20 protein-coding genes are annotated in these 24,130 nt (G+C 73.8%); 7 read left to right on the top strand and 13 right to left on the bottom strand.

Annotation, left to right across the window (positions count from 1 at the left end; translation table 11 throughout):
- Positions 1-29: 29 nt before the first annotated feature.
- On the top strand, positions 30-5,387 hold the full coding sequence (gene pulA, locus AMK16_RS14565; protein WP_073914611.1) for a pullulanase-type alpha-1,6-glucosidase: 5,358 nt from the start codon (positions 30-32) through the stop codon (positions 5,385-5,387).
- Here the strand turns inward: pulA and AMK16_RS14560 are convergent.
- The 7 genes from AMK16_RS14560 to AMK16_RS14530 all read right to left on the bottom strand — a co-directional run bounded on the left by AMK16_RS14560 (position 5,374) and on the right by AMK16_RS14530 (position 12,346).
- Positions 5,374-5,910, bottom strand: a complete 537-nt coding sequence (locus AMK16_RS14560; RefSeq protein WP_073914609.1) for a GNAT family N-acetyltransferase — start codon at positions 5,908-5,910, stop codon at positions 5,374-5,376. The two genes, pulA and AMK16_RS14560, sit on opposite strands and share 14 nt — an antisense overlap.
- A 25-nt stretch (positions 5,911-5,935) precedes the next feature.
- Positions 5,936-6,685, bottom strand: coding sequence for a TetR/AcrR family transcriptional regulator (locus AMK16_RS14555; protein ID WP_073914608.1), 750 nt, complete (start codon positions 6,683-6,685; stop codon positions 5,936-5,938).
- A 23-nt stretch (positions 6,686-6,708) separates the two neighbouring features.
- Positions 6,709-7,752, bottom strand: a complete 1,044-nt coding sequence (locus tag AMK16_RS14550) for a PDR/VanB family oxidoreductase (RefSeq protein WP_073914606.1) — start codon at positions 7,750-7,752, stop codon at positions 6,709-6,711.
- Positions 7,749-8,645, bottom strand: a complete 897-nt coding sequence (locus AMK16_RS14545; protein ID WP_073914605.1) for a metal-dependent hydrolase — start codon at positions 8,643-8,645, stop codon at positions 7,749-7,751. The genes AMK16_RS14550 and AMK16_RS14545 overlap by 4 nt, the downstream gene beginning before the upstream one ends.
- A 170-nt stretch (positions 8,646-8,815) precedes the next feature.
- On the bottom strand, positions 8,816-10,729 hold the full coding sequence (locus tag AMK16_RS14540; RefSeq protein ID WP_242438729.1) for a hypothetical protein: 1,914 nt from the start codon (positions 10,727-10,729) through the stop codon (positions 8,816-8,818).
- A 146-nt stretch (positions 10,730-10,875) separates the two neighbouring features.
- A complete protein-coding gene (locus AMK16_RS14535) occupies positions 10,876-11,670 on the bottom strand; it encodes a tyrosine-protein phosphatase (RefSeq protein ID WP_073914602.1) in 795 nt (264 codons plus the stop codon).
- A gap of 88 nt (positions 11,671-11,758) precedes the next feature.
- Positions 11,759-12,346, bottom strand: a complete 588-nt coding sequence (locus AMK16_RS14530; protein WP_242438728.1) for a rhomboid-like protein — start codon at positions 12,344-12,346, stop codon at positions 11,759-11,761.
- Positions 12,347-12,501: 155 nt separating this feature from the next.
- Here AMK16_RS14530 and AMK16_RS14525 point away from each other — a divergent pair, with 155 nt between their 5' ends.
- Positions 12,502-13,164 (top strand): hypothetical protein, encoded by a 663-nt coding sequence (locus AMK16_RS14525; protein ID WP_143196815.1) that lies wholly within the window; start codon positions 12,502-12,504, stop codon positions 13,162-13,164.
- A gap of 74 nt (positions 13,165-13,238) precedes the next feature.
- On the top strand, positions 13,239-14,678 hold the full coding sequence (locus AMK16_RS14520; protein WP_073914599.1) for a PepSY-associated TM helix domain-containing protein: 1,440 nt from the start codon (positions 13,239-13,241) through the stop codon (positions 14,676-14,678).
- A 108-nt stretch (positions 14,679-14,786) separates the two neighbouring features.
- On the opposite strand, the gene AMK16_RS14515 is transcribed toward AMK16_RS14520, so the two are convergent.
- Both AMK16_RS14515 and glnII read right to left on the bottom strand, forming a co-directional pair.
- On the bottom strand, positions 14,787-15,374 hold the full coding sequence (locus AMK16_RS14515) for a winged helix-turn-helix domain-containing protein (protein ID WP_073914597.1): 588 nt from the start codon (positions 15,372-15,374) through the stop codon (positions 14,787-14,789).
- Positions 15,375-15,943: 569 nt separating this feature from the next.
- Entirely contained in the window at positions 15,944-16,963 is a 1,020-nt protein-coding gene (gene glnII, locus AMK16_RS14510) for a glutamine synthetase (RefSeq protein WP_073914596.1), read from the bottom strand.
- 308 nt (positions 16,964-17,271) lie between these two features.
- Here glnII and AMK16_RS14505 point away from each other — a divergent pair, with 308 nt between their 5' ends.
- The gene (locus AMK16_RS14505; RefSeq protein ID WP_242438764.1) at positions 17,272-18,141 is read left to right on the top strand and encodes a Gfo/Idh/MocA family protein; all 870 of its coding nucleotides are present in this window, start codon (positions 17,272-17,274) and stop codon (positions 18,139-18,141) included.
- Between the two features lie 151 nt (positions 18,142-18,292).
- Here the strand turns inward: AMK16_RS14505 and AMK16_RS14500 are convergent, their stop codons facing one another.
- The gene (locus AMK16_RS14500; protein ID WP_073914593.1) at positions 18,293-18,823 is read right to left on the bottom strand and encodes a hypothetical protein; all 531 of its coding nucleotides are present in this window, start codon (positions 18,821-18,823) and stop codon (positions 18,293-18,295) included.
- A 293-nt stretch (positions 18,824-19,116) separates the two neighbouring features.
- Here AMK16_RS14500 and AMK16_RS14495 point away from each other — a divergent pair, with 293 nt between their 5' ends.
- Entirely contained in the window at positions 19,117-20,280 is a 1,164-nt protein-coding gene (locus tag AMK16_RS14495) for a hypothetical protein (RefSeq protein WP_073914591.1), read from the top strand.
- Between the two features lie 284 nt (positions 20,281-20,564).
- On the opposite strand, the gene pdxR is transcribed toward AMK16_RS14495, so the two are convergent.
- Positions 20,565-21,989: a MocR-like pyridoxine biosynthesis transcription factor PdxR gene (gene pdxR, locus AMK16_RS14490; RefSeq protein WP_073916008.1), complete on the bottom strand. Its 1,425-nt coding sequence runs from the start codon at positions 21,987-21,989 to the stop codon at positions 20,565-20,567.
- Positions 21,990-22,351: 362 nt separating this feature from the next.
- Complete coding sequence (locus tag AMK16_RS14485; RefSeq protein ID WP_242438727.1) at positions 22,352-22,813, bottom strand: MarR family winged helix-turn-helix transcriptional regulator; 462 nt, start codon at positions 22,811-22,813, stop codon at positions 22,352-22,354.
- A 64-nt stretch (positions 22,814-22,877) separates the two neighbouring features.
- Between AMK16_RS14485 and AMK16_RS36625 the strand changes: the two genes are divergently transcribed.
- Positions 22,878-23,252, top strand: coding sequence for a hypothetical protein (locus tag AMK16_RS36625; protein ID WP_199885466.1), 375 nt, complete (start codon positions 22,878-22,880; stop codon positions 23,250-23,252).
- 65 nt (positions 23,253-23,317) lie between these two features.
- On the opposite strand, the gene AMK16_RS14475 is transcribed toward AMK16_RS36625, so the two are convergent.
- Positions 23,318-23,689, bottom strand: coding sequence for an ArsC/Spx/MgsR family protein (locus AMK16_RS14475; RefSeq protein WP_073914589.1), 372 nt, complete (start codon positions 23,687-23,689; stop codon positions 23,318-23,320).
- Between the two features lie 107 nt (positions 23,690-23,796).
- Between AMK16_RS14475 and AMK16_RS14470 the strand changes: the two genes are divergently transcribed.
- Entirely contained in the window at positions 23,797-24,048 is a 252-nt protein-coding gene (locus AMK16_RS14470; protein ID WP_073914588.1) for a hypothetical protein, read from the top strand.
- Positions 24,049-24,130 lie beyond the last annotated feature (82 nt).

Here is a 24,130-nt window from a genome sequence, read left to right as displayed (position 1 = left end):
CACGCGCTACGTGACCAAGGAGACCCGCCTTGATACGCCCTGCCGCAGGAGCCCTCGCCGCCGCCCTGGCCGTGACGCTCCTGCCCGCCCTCCCCGCGGCGGCCGCGCCGGCCGCCGCGCCCGGCCCGCCCTCGGACGCGAAACTCGCCGCCGAGCCGGCCCGCCACGACCTGACCCGGGAGCAGTTCTACTTCGTCCTCCCGGACCGCTTCGCCAACGGCGACCCGCGCAACGACCGGGGCGGCCTCACCGGCAGCCGGCTGGAGACCGGCTTCGACCCGGCGGACAAGGGCTTCTACCAGGGCGGTGACCTGAAGGGCCTCACCGACCGGCTCGACTACATCAAGGGACTGGGGACGACCGCCATCTGGATGGCGCCGATCTTCAAGAACCAGCCGGTACAGGGCAAGGGCGCCGACGTCTCGGCCGGCTACCACGGCTACTGGATCACCGACTTCACCCAGGTCGACCCGCACTTCGGCACGAACGCCGACCTGGAACGGCTGATCGACAAGGCCCACGGCAAGGGGATGAAGGTCTTCTTCGACGTCATCACCAACCACACCGCCGATGTCGTCGACTACCGCGAGGGGTCCTCCTCGTACCTGTCGAAGGGGGCGTTCCCCTACCTGACGAAGGACGGCGTCCCCTTCGACGACGCGGACTACGCCGCGGGCGGGCGCGCCTTCCCGAAGACCGGCGCCGACTCCTTCCCCCGCACGCCGTTCGTCCCCGCGGCGAAGAAGGACCTGAAGGTCCCCGCCTGGCTCAACGACCCGTCGATGTACCACAACCGGGGTGACTCCACCTTCGCCGGGGAGTCCTCCGAGCAGGGTGACTTCTCCGGCCTCGACGACCTGTGGACCGAGCGCCCCGAGGTCGTCGAAGGGATGGAGAAGATCTATGAGAAGTGGGTCAAGGACTTCCGGATCGACGGCTTCCGTATCGACACGGTCAAGCACGTCAACACCGGCTTCTGGACCCAGTGGGCCACCGCCCTCGACGCGTACGCAGCGAAGCGTGGCCGGGACGACTTCTTCATGTTCGGCGAGGTCTACTCCGCCGACACCGCCGTCACCTCCCCCTACGTGACACGCGGCCGCCTCGACGCCACCCTCGACTTCCCGCTCCAGGACGCGATCCGCGCCTACGCCTCCCAGGGCGCGGCGGCCGGACGGCTGGCCGCCGTCCTCGGTGACGACTACCGCTACACCACCGACAAGGCCAACGCCTACGAGCAGGTCACCTTCCTAGGCAATCACGACATGGGCCGCTTCGGGACCTTCCTCCGGCAGGACCGGCCGGGCGCCGGCGAGCAGGAACTGCTCGACCGCTACCGGCTGGCCAACGAGCTGATGTTCTTCTCCCGCGGCAACCCGGTCGTCTACTCGGGCGACGAGCAGGGCTTCACCGGCGCGGGCGGCGACAAGGACGCCCGGCAGCCGCTGTTCGCCACGCGGGTCGCCGACTACCTGGACGACGACCAGCTCGGAACGGTGCGCACGCACGCGAGCGATGCTTACGATCCGGAACACCCGCTCTACCAGCAGATCAGTGCTCTCTCGAAGCTGACGAAGGCACACCCGGCGCTGCGGGACGGCGTCCAGAGCGAACGTTTCTCCGACGGCTCCCTCTACGCCTTCGCCCGCACCGACACCAAGACCCGCACCGAGTACCTGGTCGCCGCCAACAACGGCGCCGACTCCCGCACCGTCGAGATCGACGCCCCCGCCGGCGCCCAGTACCGCACCCTGTACGGCGGCACCGCGCTGATCCGCGCCTCGGCGGCCGGCAAGCTCACCGTCCCGGTCCCGGCCCTCGGCTCCGTCGTCCTCCAGGCCGTGACGCCCGCCGCCAAGCCGGCCGTCAAGCCCACCCTGACCCTCAAGGCCCCGGCCCCCGGCGCCACCGGCACCGTCGAGCTCTCCGCCGACGTCAGCGGCGGCGGCCTGAACCGGGTCGTCTTCGCCGCCCAGACCGGCACCGACAAGTGGCAGGTCCTCGGCACCGCCGACCACGCCCCCTACAAGGTCACCCAGCACCTCGACGCCAAGACCCCGGCCGGCACCGCCCTGCGCTACAAGGCCGTCGTCGTCGACTCCGCCGGCCGCAGCGCGAGCGCCCTCGCCACCTCCGCCACCGGCCAGGCCCCGCCCACCGAGACCCCCACGGCCACCCAGCGGGACCACGCCGTCGTCCACTATCACCGCCCCGACGGCGACTACACGAACTGGCGGCTGTACGCCTGGGGCGACCTCGCCGACGGCGAGGCCACTCCTTGGCCCGCCGGCCACGACTTCACCGGCCGCGACGCCTACGGCGCCTTCGCGTACGTCAAGCTCAAGCCCGGCGCCTCCTCCGTCGGCTACCTCGTCATCGACAAGGACGGCAACAAGGACGTCGCCGCCGACCGCACCATCGACGTGACGAAGACCGGCGAGATCTGGCTGGAGCAGGGCACGGAGCCCGCCCGCACCGACCGCCCCGCCTACCCGCCCCAGGACCAGGCGAAGGCCGTCCTTCACTACCAGCGCCCCGACGGCGCCTACGACGGCTGGGGCCTGCACGTCTGGACCGGAGCGGCGAACCCCACCGACTGGTCCAAGCCGATCCTCCCCACCCGCACCGACTCCTACGGCGCGGTCTACGAGGTCCCGCTGGCCGCCGGTGCCACCAGCCTCGGCTACATCCTCCACAAGGGCGACGAGAAGGACCTCCCGAACGATCAGTCCCTGGACCTGAAGGCCACCGGCCACGAGGTGTGGATGCTGGGCGGCCAGGAGAAGTACCTCCTTCCACAACCCGCCGGATCCGCCGCGGCCCTGGACCTCACCAAGTCCCAGGCCGTCTGGATCGACGGTGACACCCTCGCCTGGAACGCCCCCGCCACCGCCGCCTCCGTACAGCTCCTCGCCTCCCGCGAAGGCGCCGTCAAGGCCGAGAACGGCACCCTGACCGGCCGTGCCCAGTGGCTGCGGCTGGGAGCCAGGACCGAGCTGACCGCCGCCCAGAAGCAGAAGTTCCCGCACCTCGCCTCCTACGGGGCTTACACCGTCGACCCGCGCGACCGCGACCGCGTCCGCGAAGCCCTGCGCGGCCAGCTCGTCGCGAGCGCCCGCAGTGCCAACGGCGCCGTCCTGGCCGCCACCGGCGTGCAGCTCGCCGGCGTCCTGGACGACCTGTACGCCAACGACGCACCGCTCGGCCCCGTCTTCAAGGACGGCCGCCCCACCCTCTCCGTCTGGGCCCCGACGGCCCAGCAGGTGTCCCTCGAACTCGACGGCCGCACCGTCGCCATGCGCCGCGACGACGCCACCGGCGTCTGGTCGGTGCGCGGCGAACGCTCCTGGACCGCAAAGCCCTACCGCTACGACGTCACCGTCTGGGCCCCCAGCACCCGCCAGGTGGTCCAGAACCTCGTCACCGACCCCTACTCCACCGCCCTCACCGCGGATTCCGTCCACAGCCTCGTCGTCGACCTGGCCGACCCCAAGCTCGCCCCGCCCGGCTGGAAGACCCTGCGCAAGCCCGCGCCCGTCCCCTTCACCTCCGCGCAGATCCAGGAGCTGCACATCCGCGACTTTTCCGTCGCGGACCGCACCACCACCCACCCCGGCCAGTACCTGGCCTTCACCGACACCGGCTCGGCGGGCATGCGGCACCTGCGCGACCTCGCCGCCGCCGGAACCTCCTACGTCCACCTGCTGCCCGCCTTCGACTTCGCTACCGTTCCGGAGAAGCCGCAGGACCGCACCGAGCCCGCCTGCGACCTGAAGGTGTACGCGCCCGATTCCCCGCAGCAGCAGGCATGCGTGGCCGCGGCCGCCGCGAAGGACGCCTACAACTGGGGCTACGATCCGCTGCACTACACCGTCCCCGAGGGCAGCTACGCGAGCGACCCGAACGGCACGGCCCGCACGGTGGAGTTCCGCAGGATGGTCCAGTCGCTGGGCGACGCCGGACTGCGCACCGTCATGGACGTGGTCTACAACCACACCGTCGCCGCCGGGCAGTCGGACACGTCGGTGCTCGACCGGATCGTCCCCGGCTACTACCAGCGCCTGCTCGCTGACGGCAGCGTCGCCACCTCGACCTGCTGCGCCGACACGGCGCCCGAGAACGCCATGATGGGCCGCCTCGTCGTGGACTCGGTCGTCACCTGGGCCAGGCAGTACAAGGTCGACGGCTTCCGCTTCGACCTCATGGGACACCACCCGAAGGCCAACATCCTCGCCGTCCGCAAGGCCCTCGACGAACTCACCGTCGCCAAGGACGGCGTCGACGGCAAGAAGATCGTCCTGTACGGGGAGGGCTGGAACTTCGGCGAGGTCGCCGACGACGCCCGCTTCGTCCAGGCCACGCAGAAGAACATGGCCGCAACCGGTATCGCCACCTTCTCCGACCGGGCGCGCGACGCCGTCCGCGGCGGCGGCCCCTTCGACGAGGACCCGCGCGTCCAGGGCTTCGCCTCGGGCCTGTTCACCGACCCCAACGCAGCCGCCGCAGGCAGCGCCCCCGAAGAGCAGAAGGCCCGCCTGCTGCACGCCCAGGACCTGATCAAAATCGGTCTGACCGGCAACCTCGCCGCCTACACCTTCACCGACACCGCCGGCCGCCGGACGAAGGGCTCCGAACTCGACTACAACGGCGCCCCGGCCGGGTACGCGGCCGCCCCCGGTGACGCCCTCGCCTACGTGGACGCCCACGACAACGAGACCCTGGCCGACGCCCTGAACTACAAGCTCCCCCCGGCCACCACCGCACCGGACAGGGCCCGGATGCAGGTCCTGGCCATGGCGACGGCCGCGCTCTCCCAGGGCCCGGCCCTCTCCCAGGCCGGCACGGACCTGCTCCGCTCGAAGTCCCTGGACCGCAACTCCTACGACAGCGGCGACTGGTTCAACGCCGTCCACTGGGACTGCCGCGACGGCAACGGCTTCGGCCGCGGCCTGCCCCCGGCCGCCGACAACGCCCCGAAGTGGCCCTACGCCCAGCCGCTCCTGGCCTCCCCGGCCCCGGTCCCGGCCTGCGCCGAGATCACCGGCGCCTCGGCGGCCTACCGCGACCTGCTGAAGATCCGCACCACGGAACGGGCCTTCGGCCTCACCACCGCCGAGGCCGTGCAGGCGCAGCTGTCCTTCCCGCTCTCCGGCAAGGAGGAGACCCCGGGAGTGATCACCATGGCCCTCGGCGACCTCGTCGTGGTCTTCAACGCCACGCCCACCGCGCAGGCCCAGCGCGTCCCCGCCCTCGCGGGCACCGCCTACGCCCTGCACCCGGTACAGGCGGCCGGCTCCGACGCCACGGTCAAGCGGTCCGCCTACGACGCGCGGACGGGAGAGTTCACGACCCCGGCCCGCACCGTCTCGGTCTTCACACGACGGTGAGCCGGTCCAGCCGCTTCTCCAGCAGGATCACCCCGTAGATCCTGCCGTCCTTCCCCTGCTTGTGGGGGAACTCCCCGACCACCCGGTAGCCCGCGTCCAGGTAGTACGCCAGCAGCCGGGGGTTGGTGGAGACGCAGTCCAGCCGTGCCCGCTCCCGCCCCGTCCTGGCGATCCGCCGCTCGGCATGTTCGAGCATCCGGCGCCCGGCACCGGCGGGAGCGGCGTCGCGCGCCACCATCAACCGGTGCACGTAGCCCGCCACGGGAGGCTGGACCCCCCAGGCGTCCTCGTCGGACCACCACAGTTCGTACGCCCCGCACAGGTGTCCGTCGGGGTCGGCGGCGATCCACACCTCGCCCTCGCGCATCATGGCCCGGAAGTGCGCGGTGCCCTTGTCGCCGGGCTTCCACTGTTCGATCCCGCGCTTGCGCATCCAGCGGGCAGCCTGGTCGTACAGGGCCACCAGCGTGCCGGCGTCCTTCTCCTCGGCCCGCCGGAACAAGATCCCGTCATCAATGATCACGCGGGCATTATCGCCAGACGCAAGATCACCGCGGGCCGGGCACCCCGCCCACGGCGCCGCCCGCGACCAGCGCACCGAGCCGCACCACCAGTTCCCCGAAGGGGCCGTCCGCCGGCTCGTCGGCCAGGATCCGCGCCAGGATCCCGGCCATCTCCGCGTCGTAGGCCGCACTCACGGCGGCCAGCGCGGCGAAGTCGTGCACCAGCTGCAGTTCCAGCTCCGCCCGCGGGATCCCGCCCCTGGCCGCGCCGGGGCCGCCCCGCTGCCCGTCGAGCCAGATCAGCGCGGTGGACTCGGCCAGCGACACCCAGGACCGCACCACCAGCTCCAGCCGCGCCGGCGGCTCGTCGACGCCGAGGTGCGTGAGGATCTGCTCGTACGCCGCCTGCCGCACCTCGTCGATCATGGCGTTGGTCTGGCTGCTCCCCACCGCCGGGCCCCCGCGCATCAACGCCGAGAAACCCGGGCCGTGTTCTTCGACGAAGGCGAAGAACCGCCGCATCACCCGCAGCAGCCGGGCACCGAGCGGACCCTGCCTGGGCTCCACGAACCCCAGCGCCAGCTCGTCGGCGGCCCGCCGCAGCGCGGCCTCGTACAGGCTCAGCTTCCCCGGAAAGTAGTGGTAGACCAGCGGACGCGATATCCCCGCGGCCGCAGCGATCTCGTCGATCGACACCTCGTCGGGGGAGCGGTGGCTGAACAGCTCCAGGGCGACCCCGATCAGCTGCTGCCGCCGCTCCTCGACACCCATCCTGCGCCGCACCCCGGTCGTCATGCGGACACCCTACTTCGGACAGGTCACAGGTCCAGGGCGAGGTGCTCGTCCTTCGCCCTGGACACGCACAGCAGCATCGAGTCCGCGCGCTCCTGGTCCGTGAGCAGCTCGTCGCGGTGGTCCACCTCCCCTTCCAGGAACCGGTGTTGGCAGGTGCCGCAGAAACCCTGCTCGCAGGAGTACGGGACGTCCGCAAGCACCCGGCGCACCGCCGAGAGCGCCGTCTCGTCGGCGCCGACCTCCACGGTGCGCCCCGAGCGGCGCAGCTCGACCGTGAACGGCCGTGCCGGACCCGGCGCCGAGGGGGTGAAGCGCTCCAGGCGGACGGCCGCCGGATCCGCGGCCGCTGCCGTGACGGCCCGCATCAGCGGCTGCGGGCCGCAGCAGTAGACGAGGGTGCCCGGCCCGGCGGTGGCGACCGGCGCCAGGTCGGGCAGGCCCACCTCGTCCTCGGGCAGGACCGCGACCCGCTCGCCGTGGACGGCCAGTTCGTCCAGGAAGGGCATCGAGGCGCGCGAACGGCCACCGTAGAGCAGGGTCCAGTCGGCGCCCGCCACCGTGGCCGCCCGGAGCATCGGCAGGATCGCAGTGATGCCGATGCCGCCCGCGACGAAGACGTACGAGGGGGCCGGCTCCAGCACGAACCGGTTGCGCGGCGGGCGCAGTTCCAGCCCGGCCCCCGCCATGAGCTGCGCGTGCGCCTCGCGGGAGCCGCCGCGGCCGTCCTCGACCAGCCGGATCGCGAGCCTGTACGCACCGGCGGCCGCCGGATCACCGCACAGGGAGTACTGGCGGACCAGCCCCGACGGCAGGACGACGTCCACGTGCGCGCCCGGGGCCCACGGCGGCAGCTCGGGTGACTCCACGGTCAGCAGCAGCACCCCCTCGGCCGGTTCGGTGCGCGAGGTGATCACCGCGTGCAGCCGGCGGCGCGGGGAGTGGCCCGAGACCGGTGTCTCCAGGGCCGGCAGGGGCCAGAGCGGGGAGGTGGCGACGCGGCGGCCCACAGCGCGCCGGGCCGCCCAGGCGGCCCCCGCCGCCATCGTGACCGCGAGGACGCGCCTCATGGACGCACACCGCCGTTCGCCCCGGGCGAGGCGGCCAGGTAGGCCGCCGCCTGGGCCGTCGAACCCTCCTGCGAGGGGTGGTAGGTGCGGGAGAGGTACGTCGGTATGGAGCGCGCCATCGCGCCGGCGGAGGGCAGGACACCCTGCCGCCCCGCCCGGAGGAACTGCCCGAAGGACGCCTTGCCGTCGACCAGTTGCGGGTCGTTCTCCATGAAGAAGCGCACGCCGCGCTGCCACAGGAAGACCAGCGCGCAGAAGGCGGTCCCCCAGGTCCGGACGCGGCGGCCGTAGTTGCCGTCCACGTGCAGGAAGAGGTCGAAGGCCACCGAGCGGTGCTCGACCTCCTCCGCGCCGTGCCAGCGCAGCAGGTCCAGCATGGTGGGGTCCGCGCCCCGGCGGTCCAGCTCGCCGGCGTTCAGCACCCAGTCGCCCAGGAACGCCGTGTAGTGCTCGATCGCCGCGATCATGGCCACCCGCTCCATCAGCCACCAGTGCCGGGCCCGGCCCGGCGGCAGGGTCCGGTCGCCGAGCAGCTTCTCGAAGAGCCAGTCCACCTGGGCGGTGTAGGGGGTCGGGTCGAGGCCCAGCCGCTTGAGGTGGGGCAGGACGTCGTCGTGCGCGGCGGCGTGCATGGCCTCCTGGCCGATGAAGCCGACGACGTCCGCGCGCAGCCGCTCGTCCCTGATGTGGGGGAGCACCTGCTTGTAGACGTGCACGAACCACCGCTCCCCGGCCGGGAGCAGGAGGTGCAGCACATTGATCATGTGCCCGGCGAACGGGTCGTGGGGCAGCCAGTGGAGCGGGGTGTCCTGCCAGCCGAAGGACACGTTCCGGGGCTGCAGGTCCACGTGTTCCGACGCCAGGGAGGCGGGGGCGGGCGGCGTATTAGACATGGCGTCAATGTACTGACGGGTAGCGGCGAGGAGAACCCCCGTGCACCCGATTTCCGCCCGCCGCGCCCGCACGGGACATCCCGGACCCGGCCTGACCGCCAAGCCACCCCCAGACCCTGTTGCCACGGTCCCCGCCGGGCCGCCGCGACGGCACTGATGTGACGACAGGACTAGCGCAGCACGCCGGCCTTCGACCCGTCCGTGAGCTTGCCCGACAGGTCGACCTGCGCGCCCGCCGGCGCCTTGACCGCCAGCCGGTTGCCGTTCGCGGAACCGCTCACCCCGCCGCCCGACACCGACAGCGAGGCGAACTGCGCGCTGCCCGCCGCGAGGACGTACCACTGGCCCGCGCGCGACTTCCACAGCACGCCCGCCAGCACCCGCGGCTCGCGCGGCCCGCAGGCCGGCGACCCCTCCGAGCGGGCCGCCTGGGCGGCCAGCGGGGAGCCCGGGGCCAGGAACTGCGCCTGCGCCCGGTCGGCGGTGCCCAGCCAGGTCTCGGCCCGCGTGCACAGCCACGTCGCCGTACCGTCGCCCTCCGGCAGCGGCTGCTTGGCGTACGTCCAGGCGTTGACCGTGCGGACCCCGTGCGAGCGGACCGAGGGGAGCAGGCAGGCGATCCGCGACCATTCCGTGAGCTCGGCGGCCTCGGTCACATCGCGCTCGGCCCCCGGGGCGCCCGAGGTGAGCCGGGCCGGCGTCAGTTCACCGAGGTCGGTGATCAGCCGGGTGGCGCCGTCGCCGGTCAGGGCCAGGCCGTTCCACGCGGTGCAGCTGCCCGCCGGGGCAGGGCTCTGCACCGGCGGCGTGACCCCGTCCGGGGCGAGCTTCAGCGGCGCCGGGGCCTCACCCGGCTTGAGCAGGTCCCGCAAGGCCGCACCGGTGACCCAGGGCGCCGCGAGGTAGCGGACGTTGCCGTCGACCCGGCTGAGCACGAGGGCGGCCGCGGTGTCCGCCGAGGCCCCGTCGGTCCGGGCGAAGTCGAGGGCGGCGCCGGTGGCCCCCGCGCGCGGCTCGGCGTACCGGACCACGCGCAGCCCGTCGTACAGCAGGACCACGACGGCCTGGTCGACGACGCCCGCGAACAGCAGCTGCGCCGGGCCCATCGGCGGCCCGGACGGGGTGCCCGGGGTGGCCGAGACCACGACGGAGGAGCCGGGCCGGGCCCAGACCGCCAGCGCGCGGCGCAGCAGCCCGGCGTCGCCGGCCCGGTCGCCGCGGGCGGGCCAGGCGGAGAAGTCCGTACGGGAGGACGTACGCCACAGCGCGGGCGCGGCCCGCAGCAGCTTCGCCGGATCCAGGGCCTGCTCGGCCGCGGCGTTGCGGGCGTAGGGCGGAGCGGCGGCCCCGTCCGCGCCCCAGCCCCCGCCGGGCAGCGCGAGGAGCGCCCCGCACACGGCGAGGGCGGCTCCGGCGGCCAGCGCCGCCCGCGCCAGGCGGCGCCGCCGCAGCAGATCGGTGGGCCGGGCCTGGAGGACGCACGGGTCGAATTCGGGGGAGGCGAAGAGGGCGTCGTTCGCCGGGTCCCCGGATTCGGCGACCGCGGCGGCCGGGTCGGCGACCCCGGCCTCGTCCAGCACCCGCAGCACCTGCGACTCGGACAGCCCCTCCAGGGCGCGCAGCACGCAGGCGGCGCGGCCGGGCCCGCCGAGGGTGGCCAGCCACTGGTCCAGGGCCAGCTCCTCGGCCCCGCCGGAGCGGGGGAACAGCCGCAGCCCCCACACCTGCGGCAGCGCCGGCGGGAGTTGGGCCCGCCGGGGCAGGGCCCGGAAGGTCAGCGGGACCCCCGCCTCCAGCGCGGCCCGCAGGACGCGCAGCCGGACGTAGGCGTACCCGGCGTCCCCCTCGGCGCCGCGCTGGCCGGGGACTCCGCCCCGTACGGCGGCCGCGGTGTCCCGCCGCCCGCGCGGCAGGGCCCGCTGGGCCAGTGAATGGGCGGTGAGCACCCTGCGGTTGCGGCCGAGGGCGGGCGGCAGCACCAGGTAGGCGAGCCGCACCAGCCGGGGATAGTGCTCGACGATGGCGGCCTCGGCCTGCTCGACATCGGGAGACGGGGGGCGGGTGGCGGTATCCGGCGCAGTCACGTTCAACAGAACGAGGGAATCGTCGGATGGTCACCCGCGCCCAGTGCACACGTTCGGGTCAAAAACCCGCGGGCGGGGGAGCGGGGGAGAGGGCGGACGGGGGAGAGGGCGGGCGGGGGAGGGCGCGCGACAGGGGCCGGCCGGGGTCAGGCCACCAGGCGGGCGCGCAGCGCCCCGACCGTCTCGTCGGGGACGCCGAGCCCCTCGCGCACGTACTTCTCCATGGAGCCGTAGCGCGTTGCGACCTCGTCCAGCGCGGCCCGCAGGTAGGAGGGGAAGACACCGATCAGCGCGAGAGCGATGTCCGGGTCGCCGCCGGACACCGTGAAGCCCTCGATCATCGGGGCGAAGGCCTGCCGGACGGCGGGATTCACCGACAGGTATTCGGCCATCAGCGTGTCGTCGTCCGCGCCGAGCAGCGACAGGATGACCGTCGCGCCCCAGCCGGTGCGGTCCTTGCCGGCCGTGCAGTGGAAGAGGAGCGGGCCCGCGTCCGGATCGGCGGCCTCCGTGAGCAGCAACCGGTACGCGGCCTGCGCGGAGGCGGAGTGCACGAAGGACCGGTAGACCTCGCCGAACATGGCCTGCGCCTTTCCGCCGCCCAGGTGCTCCTCGGCGACGGCGGGGTCGGACAGCAGGTCCCCCAGATGGGCGGCCGCGGGCATCCGGCCGGTGTGCACCTGGTCCGCGAGGACGTCGGCCGCGAGGCCGCGGGCACCGGCCGGCACCCGGTCGGGACGGTCGGCGCGCTCCACAGCGGTGCGGAAGTCGATGACGGTGCGCAGGCCCAGCGCCGCCACCACGGGGTCGGCCTCCAGGTCGAGCCGGTCGAGCCGGCCGGAGCGCAGGACCAGCCCGGGCCGGACGGTACGGCCGCCGGGAAGCGGGGTGCCGCCGAGGTCGCGGAGGTTGGCGACGGTGGTGGAGGGCATGGCGGTCATCGTGGCGGCTCCAGCGGTGTGCGGGTGACCCGTGTCGTCCATCGGGGCGTGGGGCGCCCGGGTGCCGGGAAAGCCCTGGTGCGGTGGTTCATGCCATCTTGTGGCGCTCCGTCCCGGAAAGACAATCGACGGCCACCGAGACCGCGACGCCGATCCCGAGCGCCGCCAGGTGTCCCGCGTCGGTGAAGGTCCGCCCCCGCTTGAGCAGCGGTGCGGCGGCGAGCGCCAGCAGTCCCGCCCGGGCGGCCGTGCGGACCGCCCCCCGCGGCAGGGCCGAGGTCAGGGCCCCGAGCACGGCATTGAACCCGTAGCTGGTCCCCACGTCCAGGGCGCGCCGGGTCTGCGGATCGGTCGTCCTGCGCAGGACGCCGTACACCAGGAGGGTCGCCGTGGCGTGGCCGAACAGGAACACCGCGGCCGTCCACCAGGCGCCGTAGGCGTACTCGGCGTAACCCAGGACCGCGACCAGCAGCAGCGCGTACGGCAGGGGCATGGGCTCCTCTACGACGAGAGCACTGCTCAGGAGCGTTTCCCACCGTCCGGCGGCGAGGTTGTCGACATTGGTCGAGCAGTCCCGGAGCAGCCGTTCCCGCTCGGCATGCGCCCACCGCTCCAGGGCGTACGCCCCTAGCTGGACCCCACCGGTGTACACCGCGCTCACTGGAATCGGTTTCACCCGACCATGATCGGCTACTGCCCCCCGGAGGATGCCACCGGCCCCCGTGGGACCATGTCCCGGCCATGTCCCAGCACTCCGCGCCGATGCGCGCCACGCGGGCCGCGACGTTCGCGGCGGTGTGCACCGCTTTGGGTGCGGCAGGGCATTTGTCCATGACCGGTACGGACATTGCGCTCGCGGGGCTTTTGGCCGCCTTCGGGGTGACCGGCGGGACGGCCTGGCTCGCCGCCGGCCGTCGGCGGGGGCCGGCGGGGATCGCCGCCGGGGTGCTCGCCGTGCAGGGGGCGCTGCACCTGGTCTTCTCCGGGAGCCAGGCGGCCGTGTCCGCCTCCGAAGCCGCCCACCGCCACCACGGCATGCCGGCGATGGGCGGGATGAACGGCATGGCCGGCATGAGCGGCATGGACGGTGCCCAGGCCGTGGGCGGGGGCGCGGCAGCCGCCGAAACCCCCGCCACCCTGGCGGACATGGCCTCCACCGCCGGACACGGCGGAGCCGGGATGATCGCGGCGCACGTGCTCGCCGGACTGTTCTGCGCCGTCTGGCTGGCCCGGGGAGAGGCCGCCGTCTTCCGGCTGGCCCGCGCCCTGGCAGCCGCCGCGCTGCACGCCGCCCGGCCGCTCGCCCGCGCGCTCGCCCTGCTCCGGACACCGGTGCCCGCCCCGAAGGCCCCGCGCGCGGGTGCGCCCCGCCCCCGGCACGAACGGCCGCGCCGCCTGCGCGGGGCCGTGTACGCGCACGCCGTGGTGCGGCGCGGCCCGCCGCCCGTCGGAGCCTTCCGCGCCACGGCCCCCGGCCGTCCTTCCCGCGCCTGACCGGCGCCCCTCTTCGGGAGGAGGGCGAGACCCGGGGCCGGTTCCCCATGTCTTCGCCAACCCTTAGGACCCACATGTCCCTCGACGAGCTTCGGGACGTCCGCACGCCGGACGCCGACCCGCCCAAGAGCCGCGGCGGCCGGGCCGCCCTGCGGCCGCTGCTCCTGCGCCTGCACTTCTACGCGGGCCTGCTCATCGCCCCGCTGCTGTTCCTCGCCGCCGCCACCGGGCTGCTCTATGCCGGCTCGTGGCAGGCCGAGAAGATCCTCTATGCCGACGAGCTGACCGTCGCCAAGGTCGGCGAGAGCGTCCTGCCGCTCAGCGCCCAGGTCGAGGCGGCCAGGGACGCCGCACCGCGGGGCGAGATCGTCTCCGTGTGGCCCGCGCCGGGCCCCCGGGCCACCACGCGCGTGATCATGGAGAGTGAGGAACTCCCGGAGGGCGAGACCCTCACCGTCTTCGTCGATCCGTATACGGCCGAAGTGCGCGGACGGCTCGCCACGGTGGGCGACGCCCTCCCGCTGCGGGCCTGGCTGAGCGAGTTCCACTCCAGCCTCCAGCTGGGGGAGTTCGGCCGGAACTACAGCGAACTGGCCGCGAGCTGGCTGTGGGTGGTCGTCCTGGGCGGTCTCGTCCTGTGGACCGGCCGTCGCCGCAAGCGCAGGGCCGAGCTGTTCGTCCCCGCCGGCGGGTCGGCCGGCCGCCGCCGGACGCTGTCCTGGCACGGGGTCGTCGGGCTGTGGGCCGCCGCCGGGCTCATCGCCCTGTCCGCCACCGGCCTGACCTGGTCGAAGTACGCCGGCGAGAACATCGGGCAGCTCCAGGACCGCCTCGGCGGGGCCACCCCCGCCGTCTCCGCCCGCCTGACCGCGGGGGCGGGCTCGGGCGGAGCGGACGAACACGCCGGGCACCGGATGACCGAGGGCATGGAGATGCCCCCGCCCGTCCCGCCCGCCGACATCGGCATCGACCGGGCCGTCGAGGCGGCCAGGGCCGCCGGAGTCACCGAGGAGCTCCAGGTCACGCTCCCGGCGCGGGGCAACGGATACGTCGTCAAGGAGAGGGACCGGCAGGTCCCGGTACACCTGGACGCCGTCTCCGTCGACCCGGCCGACGGGCGGGTCATGGACGAACTGCGCTTCGCCGACCACCCCCTGCTCGCCCGGCTCACCCGCTTCGGCATCGACCTGCACATGGGCCTGACCTTCGGCCTCGCCAACCAGGTCGCGCTGGGCGCGCTCGCCCTCGCGGTGATGTCCCTCGTCTTCTGGGGCTACCGGATGTGGTGGCTGCGGCGGCCGACGAAGGAGCGCAGGCTCTCCGCCGGCCGCGCGCAACCGCGCGGCGCCTGGCGGAAGCTGCCGGTGACGGCGCTGCTGCCGCTGGTCGCGGTGACCGCCGTCGTCGGCTGGTCCCTCCCGCTGCTCGGGATCAGCCTGGCCGGGTTCCTGCTGGTCGACCTGCTGCTCGGCTTCGCGGCCGGACGGCGGGCGGGGGCCGCGGACAGCCCTTAGCGCTGCGACCGGATCCGCCCGGGCGCCAGGACGTCCCCCTAAGCGGCCGGCGGGCCCCGCACCCACCCAGGTGGGTGCGGGCCCGCCGCGTCGGGGCCGACCGGCCGGTCAGGGCGCGTACTTGTAGCCCACCCGGCGCACCGTCTGGATCGCGCCGCGGTGGGCCGCGCCCAGCTTGCGGCGCAGGCGGGCGATGTGGACGTCCACGGTCCGGCCGTCGCCGACGTGGCCGTAGCCCCAGACCGTGGTGACCAGCTGGTCCCGGCTGTGCACCCGGTGCGGGTGCTGGACCAGGTGCGCCAGGAGCTCGAACTCCAGGTAGGTCAGGTCCAGTACCTCTCCGTCGACCTCGGCGGTGCGCTGCGCCGCGTCGATGCGGACCAGGGCGTCGCCGGTGGTGCGTACCGCCTCGGGGGCGGCCGGCGCCGGGGCGACGGCCTGCGGGGCGAAGGCGACGGGCGGCTGCTGGTCGGCGGGCACGAGGACCAGGTAGCCGACCATCGGCGGCTGGCCGGGCAGTGTGGGCAGCGTGTGCTGCGGCGCGGGCAGCCAGGTGGCGCCGGGCGGCAGGAAGTCCACCACACGGGCCACCTCGTCCCGGTCGACGGCGCGCAGCCGGTGGCGCGGACTGGGCGGGAAGTTCTGGGGAGCGGTCGCAGCGGAGGCGGCAGAAACGAGGGAACGGGTGTTGGCCATGAGTGGTCAGCTCTTTCACGCGGAGTGTCGGCAGGGAGACGTACGGACGTCGTCGATGTCGTACCGCGCAGACCGAAGGCCCCGGGCGAGGCCGGAGAGGAGTCCCGGAGGCTTTAGAGGGTCGGCGCGTTCTTCGCGCGGCAACACACCCGGTCGAAATCGTGATCCTGACGGGACGGCCAGAACGGCTCGAGGTCGCTGCGACCTGACGAGGTGTGCGAGTGGCTGGCCATGGGCTCATTCAAGCAGACGGATCGCCTCCGGGGCAGACCTCGTCTCACCCCCTGGATCGGAATCTCATATTCAGTGTTCACCGTGTCGCCAGAGCATGGCAATCCCGACAATTCCTGTGGACGCGGAATCGTTTCGGCAGATGCGCACCCACGTCGTGTATCGCATCGTGGGCAGATCCGTCCCGGCGTGGGAACGGACGACGGCGCCCGCCGGGCCGCAAGGGCCGGGCGGGCGGCGGGGTTTCGGTGCGGCGGGGTTCCGGGGCGCCGCGGGGCGGAAGCCCGGGGCGCCGGACCGCGGCGCCGGACCGCGGTGCCGAGTCGGGGGCCCCGGACTCAGACCAGGCCGTCCTTCTCCAGGCCCGTGCAGCAGGTGTCCGTGATGAGGCGGGTCACCACGTACGGGTCCACATTCGCGTTCGGACGGCGGTCCTCGATGTAGCCCTTGCCGTCCCTCTCCACCTGCCACGGGATGCGGACCGACGCGCCGCGGTCCGAGACGCCGTAGCTGAACTCGTTCCACGGCGCCGTCTCGTGCAGACCCGTCAGGCGCTCGTCGATGCCGGCGCCGTAGTTCTTCACGTGGTCCAGGGGCTTGCTGCCCTCGCCCAGCGCCTCACATGCGGAGATGATCGCGCGGTAGTCCTCGCGCATCGCCTTCGTGGAGAAGTTGGTGTGCGCGCCCGCGCCGTTCCAGTCGCCCTTGACCGGCTTCGGGTTCAGCGTCGCCGAGACGTTGAAGTCCTCGGCGGTGCGGTAGAGCAGCCAGCGGGCGATCCACAGCTGGTCGGAGACCTCCAGCGGGCCCACGGGGCCGACCTGGAACTCCCACTGGCCGGGCATGACCTCGGCGTTGATGCCCGAGATGCTCAGGCCCGCGGCCAGACAGTGGTCCAGGTGCTTCTCGACGATGTCGCGGCCGAAAATCTCGTCCGAGCCGACGCCGCAGTAGTAGCCGCCCTGCGCGGCCGGGAAGCCGTTCACGGGGAAGCCGAGCGGGCGGGACCCGTCGAAGAAGGTGTACTCCTGCTCGATGCCGAAGATCGGCTCCTGGCCCGCGAACTTCTCGGCGACCGGGCGCAGCAGCGCGCGGGTGTTCGACTCGTGCGGGGTCATGTCGATGTTCAGGACCTCGCACAGCACGAGGACGTCGTCCCCGCCGCGGATCGGGTCCGGGCAGGAGAAGACCGGGTTGAGGACGCGGTCCGAGGCGTGGCCCTCGGCCTGGTTCGTGCTCGATCCGTCGAAGCCCCAGACCGGCAGCGCGTCGCCGTCGCCGAGGACCTTCGTCTTGGAGCGAAGCTTCGCCGTCGGCTCGGTGCCGTCGATCCAGATGTACTCAGCCTTGTAGCTCACGGGCCCCATCCTCAGACTCTGCGGGTGCTGCTGGTCGCTGCTCCGTCGCCGCGGTGATGACCGCAGCGTGCCCCCCGGCGGTTTCCCTTCCGTTGCCCGGGTGTGAACCCGGTGTTACCGGGAGGCGCACCGCAGGCCGGGTGCGCTGTGCGGGCCGGCAGCGGGTTTCCGGCCGCACACCCGTCCGGGTGGGGCAGACTGGCCGGGTGAGCATTTCGCCTGACGTGAACCCTGCCGGAGAGCACGCCGCCGCCCCCGCCGGGAGCGCCGCCGGCCGGTCCCGCCCTGGATCCCGGCCGCGGACCGGACTGCTGGGCACCGGCCCTTGGGCGCACCGCACCCACGCCCCCGCGCTCGCCGCGCACCCCGGCTCCGACTTCGCCGGCGTGTGGGGCCGGCGGCCCGAAGCCGCCGCCGAGCTGGCGCGTGAGTACGGCGTGAAGGTGTACGAAGACCCCGACGCACTGTTCGCCGACTGTGACGCCGTGGCCTTCGCCCTGCCGCCGGACGTCCAGGCCCCGCTCGCCGTGCGCGCCGCCGCCGCGGGCTGCCACCTGCTGCTCGACAAGCCCGTCGCCACGACGGCCGCCGACGCCCGGGCCGTGGCCGAGGCCGCCGAACGGCACGGCGTCGCCTCGGTCGTCTTCCTCACCTTGCGTTTCGCCGAGCCCACCGCGGGCTGGGTCGCCCGGCAGGCGGCTCGCCCCGGCTGGTTCACCGCGGCCGCACACTGGCTCGGCGCCGTCTTCCCGCCCGACGGCTCGCCCAGCGCGTACGCCGACTCGCCCTGGCGCAAGAGCAAGGGCGGCCTGTGGGACGTCGGCCCCCACGCCCTCTCCGTCCTGATCCCGATCCTCGGCGAGGTCACCGCCGTCAGCGCCACTCGCGGCCCCTCCGACGTGGTCCAGCTGGCCCTGCGGCACGCATCCGGCGCGGCGAGCACCGCCGTCCTCAGCCTCGGCGCGCCGCGCGAGGCCGCCGGGGTGGGGCTGGAACTGCGCGGGACCGAGGGGGTCCGGGAGATGCCCGGCTGGAGCGATGTCCCCGGGGCCTACGGGCGCGCCCTGGACGCGCTGCATACGGCGGCCCGGACCGGCGTGCCCGACCCGTGCGGGGCGCGCTTCGGCGCGCGGCTGACGGAGATCCTGGCCGAGGCGGAGGCGCAGCTCCCGGCCTGAGCCCGGTTGCGGGGCGGCGGCGGCCGGGGCCGGTGGCCGGCGGCCCGTCCGGCGCTGCTGTCCCGCCCCGCGCTGCTGTCCCGCCCCGCGCTGCTGGCCGGCCTTGCGCCGTCGTCCGGCCCTGCGCCGTCCCCGGGCCCTGCGCCGTTCCCTATTTGATCAGGGCGTTGGCCGCGATGATGGCCAGACCGATCGTGGCGTCGGCCAGCCCGATGAGCAGGGCGAAGCCCAGCCCGTACCCGACGCGCACCGCCACGCATGCGCCCCAGGCGTACAGCAGGGCGGTGTTCAGGACCAGCCCGACGGCGGTCACACCGTAGGAGTCCCAGCCGGTGAGGCCGGCGAGGACGAGCAGCAGCACGGTGGGCAGAGCGGCCGCGATCATCGGCCACTCGTGCCACAGGGCCCGCGCCAGCAGGCGCCACCGGTCCGTGGCGGAGCCCCGGTGGGTGGCCATGTGGTGCGAGTAGCCGTGCGCCAGCCCGGCCGTGACGGCCGTGACGAGCACCCAGCTGGCGTCGTAGAAGGGCGTGTAGTCGCCGCCCTCCTGGTCAAGCGCGGCCAGCAGCCCGCTGGCCAGCACCGTCCCGTACACCCCGCCGAACATCCAGTCGGCCCCCCGCCGGGGCGCGCGGAGCGGGCGTCCGCCAGCGGCGGGCCGCGGCTGCTGAAACTGGGTCACTGTAGATCCTTTGGTGCGGTCTGTCCCTCTATGGGGGCATACCTCACCCTACGAGTTCGGTGGTGAAGATCAGATGAAAGGCGACACTCCGGACGCTGGGCCGCGTGCCCCAACCGGGCCCACCGTTCGCATGGATTTGCGGAGGGTCCGAACCCGGGTGCGAGGAATCGCCCGGAACAGCCGGTACCTCTGGTGCGTCGTGACGGTGCCTCCGAGATCAGTTTCCCGTCCCCATCCGGCCGAACCGGGGGGCGGAGGGCGGCGGCCCCGCGGAACCGAGAAGAAGGAAACGCATGAAGAATCGTCTCGTACTCGCCGGAGCCGCTGTCGTGGCGAGCGTCGGACTCGGTGCGGCGGCCTCGCCGGCCGTGGCGCAACCGCTGTCGGTGAACGTGAACTGCGGTGACGTCCAGGCCCTGATCCAGGCGGTCGTCGACGCGAACGCCAATCCCGAGGGCGGCCGGATCCGTCTGGCCAAGAACTGCGCCTACCGCTTCGAGACCGACTTCGTCGGCACGGGCAACGCCCTGCCGGTCATCACGGGCAACGTCACCATCGCCGGACACAACTCGACCCTGATCCGCTCCGTGCGCGGACTCCAGTTCCGCCTCCTCCAGGTGGCCGGTACGGGCAACCTCACCCTGAAGGGCCTCACCGTCACCGGCGGCGTGACCGCCGGGGACGGCGGCGGCATCAACAACGCGGGGACCCTGCGACTGGAGCACAGCAAGGTCGCCGGAAACCAGTCGGGCGGGGACGGCGGCGGCATCAACAACGAGGGCGGCAACGTCACCCTCATCTCCAGCCACGTCCTGACCAACGTGGCCACGAACCTTCCGGGCCTGCCCGGCGACGGCGGCGGCATCAGCAACAACCCGACGGGCACCCTCACCCTCAAGAAGAGCAACGTCGTCGGCAACACGGCGGACGAGGACGGCGGTGGCATCCAGAACGAGGGCACGCTGACCGTCGAGGAATCCACGATCAAGCACAACGAGGCCCGGGACGACGACGGCGGCGGCATCAACAACATCGGCACCGCGACGGTCGAGCACAGCGATCTCACGGAGAACTGGGCCGGCCTGGAGGGCGGCGGCATCAACAACTCCGAGGAGGCCAAGCTCTACGTCCGCGACACGACCCTCTTCCTCAACAAGGCGGGCCGCGACGGCGGCGGCATCAACAACGAGGGCTTCGCGTCGCTGAAGAAGACCAAGGTCATCAAGAACTCCGCCGGGCGCGACGGCGGCGGCATCAACAACGCCCTGGTGACCAGGCGGGCGGCCGCGGCCACCCAGCTGGTACTGGAGCACGTGACCGTGACGGAGAACCGCGCTGCCCGCAACGGCGGCGGCGTCAACAACGCGACTGGTGCCAAGGTGTCGGCCACCGAGACCAAGATCACCGACAACCTGCCGACGAACTGCAACGGCGTGGTCCCGGGCTGCCGCAACTAGTCCCTTCTCCCCGTGCGGTGTCAGCAGGCCGCCACCTCGCACGAGGTGGCGGCCTGTGACGTGGCGGCCTGTGACGTGGCGGGGTCCGCCGCCGGTGGTGCCCCTGCCGTCGTGGCCGCGGCCAGTGCCCTCGCCGTCGGCGGTGGTGTCGCTGCCGGTGCTGCCGGTGCTGCCGGTGCTGCCGGTGCTGGGGGTGGGGTGGGGCGTGCCGGGGCGGGGTGACGGCGAGGTGGCCGTCACCCCGGGGCTTGGCTGCGGCTGTCGGCCCGTCCCGCGGCCGGCGCCTATCTCGTCGTCACCTCCCGGGCCACCTGCGCCAGCGCCTCCAGCGCCCGGGTGAACGCCGCGTCCGGCGGCGCGGCGTAGCCGACCACGAGGCCCTCACGCGGCGGGGACGGGTCCGCCGGGTGCCGGTAGGACGAAAGGCCGTCCAGGGCCAGGCCCGCCGCTCCCGCTGCCGCCAGGGCCGCGGCTTCGCGGCCCGGCGCCAGCTCCACCACGGCGTGCAGTCCGGCCGCGATGCCCGTCACGCGGACGTCCGGTGCGCGGGCCGCCAGTACGGAGACCAACTGGTCGCGGCGGCCGCGGTAGCGGCGGCGCATCCGGCGCACGTGCCGGTCGTACGCACCGCACTCGATGAAGTCGGCCAGCGCCAGCTGGTCCAGCGTGCTCGCCCAGGACTCCCGCAGCCCCTTCGCCGCCAGCACCTGCTCGACCAGCGGATCGGGGAGGACCAGCCAGCCGAGGCGGATCGCGGGGGAGAGGCTCTTGCTGAGCGAACCCGCGTACACCACGTGTCCGGGGGCCAGGCCCTGGACCGCGCCGACCGGTTTGCGGTCGTAGCGGAACTCCCCGTCGTAGTCGTCCTCCACGATCAGGCCGTCGGCGGAGCGTGCCCACTCCACGGCCGCGGCCCGCCGCGAGGGCAGCAGGCGGCCACCGGTCGGGAACTGGTGGGCCGCCGTGAGCAGGAGCGTGCGGGCGCCGGGCGGGAGTTCCGTGGTCCGCGCGCCGTCCTCGTCGACGGCGACGGGCCGCGTACGGAGCTCGGCGGCGTCGAGGATGCCGCGGTGGAAGGGGAGCCCGTACGCCTCGACGGCCCAGTCCCGGGGGCGCACGGAGGCGAGGAGCCGCAGGCCGTTGGCGAAGCCCGAGCAGACCACGATGTTCTCCGGGCCGGTACGCACGCCCCGTGCCCGGGACAGGTAGCCGGCCAGCGCCCGCCGCAGCTCGGGGCGGCCCCTCGGATCGCCGGGCCCGAAGGCTTCGGTGGGAGCCTGGGAGAGGGCTCGCCGGGCACTGGCGGCCCAGGCGGCCCGCGGGAACGAGGCGGGATCGGGCTTGCCCTGGAGCAGGTCGTGCCGGGGCCCCGCCGGCGCGGGCACGGCCGCGGCCGCCCGCGGGCCCGCGACCGCCACACCCTCGGCGACCCGCGTCCCGGAACCCTGCCGGGCGGTGAACCAGCCCTCGGCGACCAGCTCGGCATAGGCGTCGGCGACGGCGTTGCGGGCCAGCCCGAGATCGGCGGCCAGCGTCCGGTAGGGCGGCATCCGCGTCCCACCGGCCAACCGCCCGCTCCGCACGGCGTCACGCAGCGCCCGCGCCACCACGGCCCGCCGGGCCCCTCCACCGAAAAGCTCCAGATGCAGATCCACCCCGCCCCCGGCCCCCGCACTCACCCCCGACCCCCCGCTCACCCCCGCTTCCATGGCCGGCGCCGCGCCTGCGTCGGGCCCGGTGCCTGCGGCCGGGCCCGCGTCGGGCCCGGTGTCCGCGCCCGCGCCCGCGTCCGGTGTGGCGGGGCCTTCCACGCTGGTCGGATCCACGCCAGCAGTCCGCTTTACCCCGCCGGCCCGGTCCGTGCCCAAGGCCGGCCCCGTGCCTGCGGCCGGCCCCGTGGCCCGGGCCGGATCCACCCCCGCGGACGGCACCGCAGCCGCTGTTCGCTCCGTTCCCGCAGCCGGGTCGGTGTCCTTGGGCGGAGCGGACAGCGGCGACGGGGCATGCGCGGGGGAGGGGACCTCGTCGGCGGTCCGCCCGGCGGTGTCGGGGCGGTCCGGGTTCTGGGTGCTCATGGGGCCGGCTCCGGGGTGAAGACGGCGTGGGTGGCCGTCAGGAAGCGCCGCACCGTGTCCCGTTCGGCGAAATCGAAGGAGTCCAGCACCTGGAGCACTCCGTCGATGAGCGGGCCGAAGAACGCGCGGCCCAGACGGATCGCCTGCGGCTCCACGCGCAGCAGGACGCGGCGGCGGTCGCGGTCGTCGCGGATCCGCGCCACGTGTCCGAGCCGCTCCAGCCGGTCGATCACGGCGGTGGTGCCCGCCGAGTTGAGGCCGAGCCGAGCGCCGAGCAGACCCGCGGTGGCCGGCTCCCCGGCGCGGGCCGCGTCCAGCAGGCAGATCAAGGCCCGGACATCGGTGGGGTGCATGCCGTTGCGGGCGGTGAACTCGGTCTGGCGCAGGCCGAATTCGGCGGTCACGGCCCGCAGCAGGTGCACGAGGCGCAGGTCGTCCGGTGCCTGGTTGTCGTCCACATCGCCTCCGCCTGGTATTTCTCGCTGAGCGAGATTATCGTCCAGCGAGGCATCGGACCCCGCCGTGTCCGCTCTGTCTGCCAGGTCCAGCGGGCCCGATGGGCCCGACGCGCCCCAGGGGCGCAACGGGCCCGCCACCCCACCGACTCCGTCCTTCCGCGCCGCCTGCGACTCCGTCCTCGACCAGTGGCCCGGGCGGGCCGAAACCGCCGAACCGGGCACGGTCCACGGCGTCACCCGCGTCGACAGCCGGGCTCCGGCCGGGGCGCCGCCCGTCGTGCTGCTCGGTCGGGCGCGGTGCCACGACGCCGGGCGCGCGGCCCGCGCCGCCCGGCGGATCCTGCCGGACGCGCGGGTCGGCGTACTGCCCGGGAGCGCGCACCACGCGCTGCCGCCGGCGGCGGCCGGAGAGATCGCCCGCCGGCTCGCGGCGCCCTGAGGGGTGAGGTGCTCTGCCGATCGGGCCGGGCTCCGGCCGGCGGGACGGGCCCGGCCCGCCTCCACCTATCCCTTGCGGGACAGCGCCTCGCGGACGGCCTCCTCGGAGCGGGCGACGACGGCCGTGCCGTCCTCGGCGGTGATGATCGGGCGCTGGATCAGTTTCGGATGTGCCGCCAGGTGGGCGATCCAGCGTGCGCGTGCTCCCTCGGTCTCCTCGCGCGGCAGGTCCCCCACACCGGTCTCCCGGGCCAGCGGGTCCGACGTGCGGGTGATGTCCCACGGCTCCAGTCCGAGACGGCCGAGCACCTCGCGGATCTCGTCCTCGGAGGGCACGTCCTCCAGGTACCGGCGCACGGTGTAGTCGGCGCCCTCCGCGTCCAGCAGGGTCAGCGCGCTGCGGCACTTGGAACAGGCCGGATTGATCCAGATCTCCATGGCCCCAACCCTATCCAGGGCCTGTCCGGCCAGGGTCTTCTGTCAGTGGTCCCCGGTAAAATCGAGGGAGAACGACAGGACGCCAACTACCGTTTGGGAGGCTGTAGATGGCCACTGCCACGACCATTCAGCACGTCAAGAAGAAGCCGCTGCCGGCGGGTCTGCCCCGCGAGTGGTACGAGAGCCACAACCGCCGTCTGAAGGCGATGCGACTGGCGATATCCCTGCTCGACTCCGGGACGTATGACGCACGGCGCGCGACCAACCGCAAGATCCGGACGATGGCCGTCCGGACGGGCGTCCACCGGCCGTCGAATGTCACCTGCAAGATGGTGCGCGCGTTCATCCAGGACCGCTGACGGTCCGGCACGCTTCCGGGGTGAAACGGCCGGCCCGGCGGGCGGAGCGTTGCCGGACGCTCCGCCCGGACGACAGCGGTGG

Origin of the sequence: Streptomyces sp. CB00455, from assembly GCF_001905445.1 — a bacterium.
Lineage (GTDB): Bacteria > Actinomycetota > Actinomycetes > Streptomycetales > Streptomycetaceae > Streptomyces.
The sequence above is the reverse complement of the archived record's forward strand: the minus strand, read 5'-3'. Positions and strand labels throughout refer to the sequence as shown.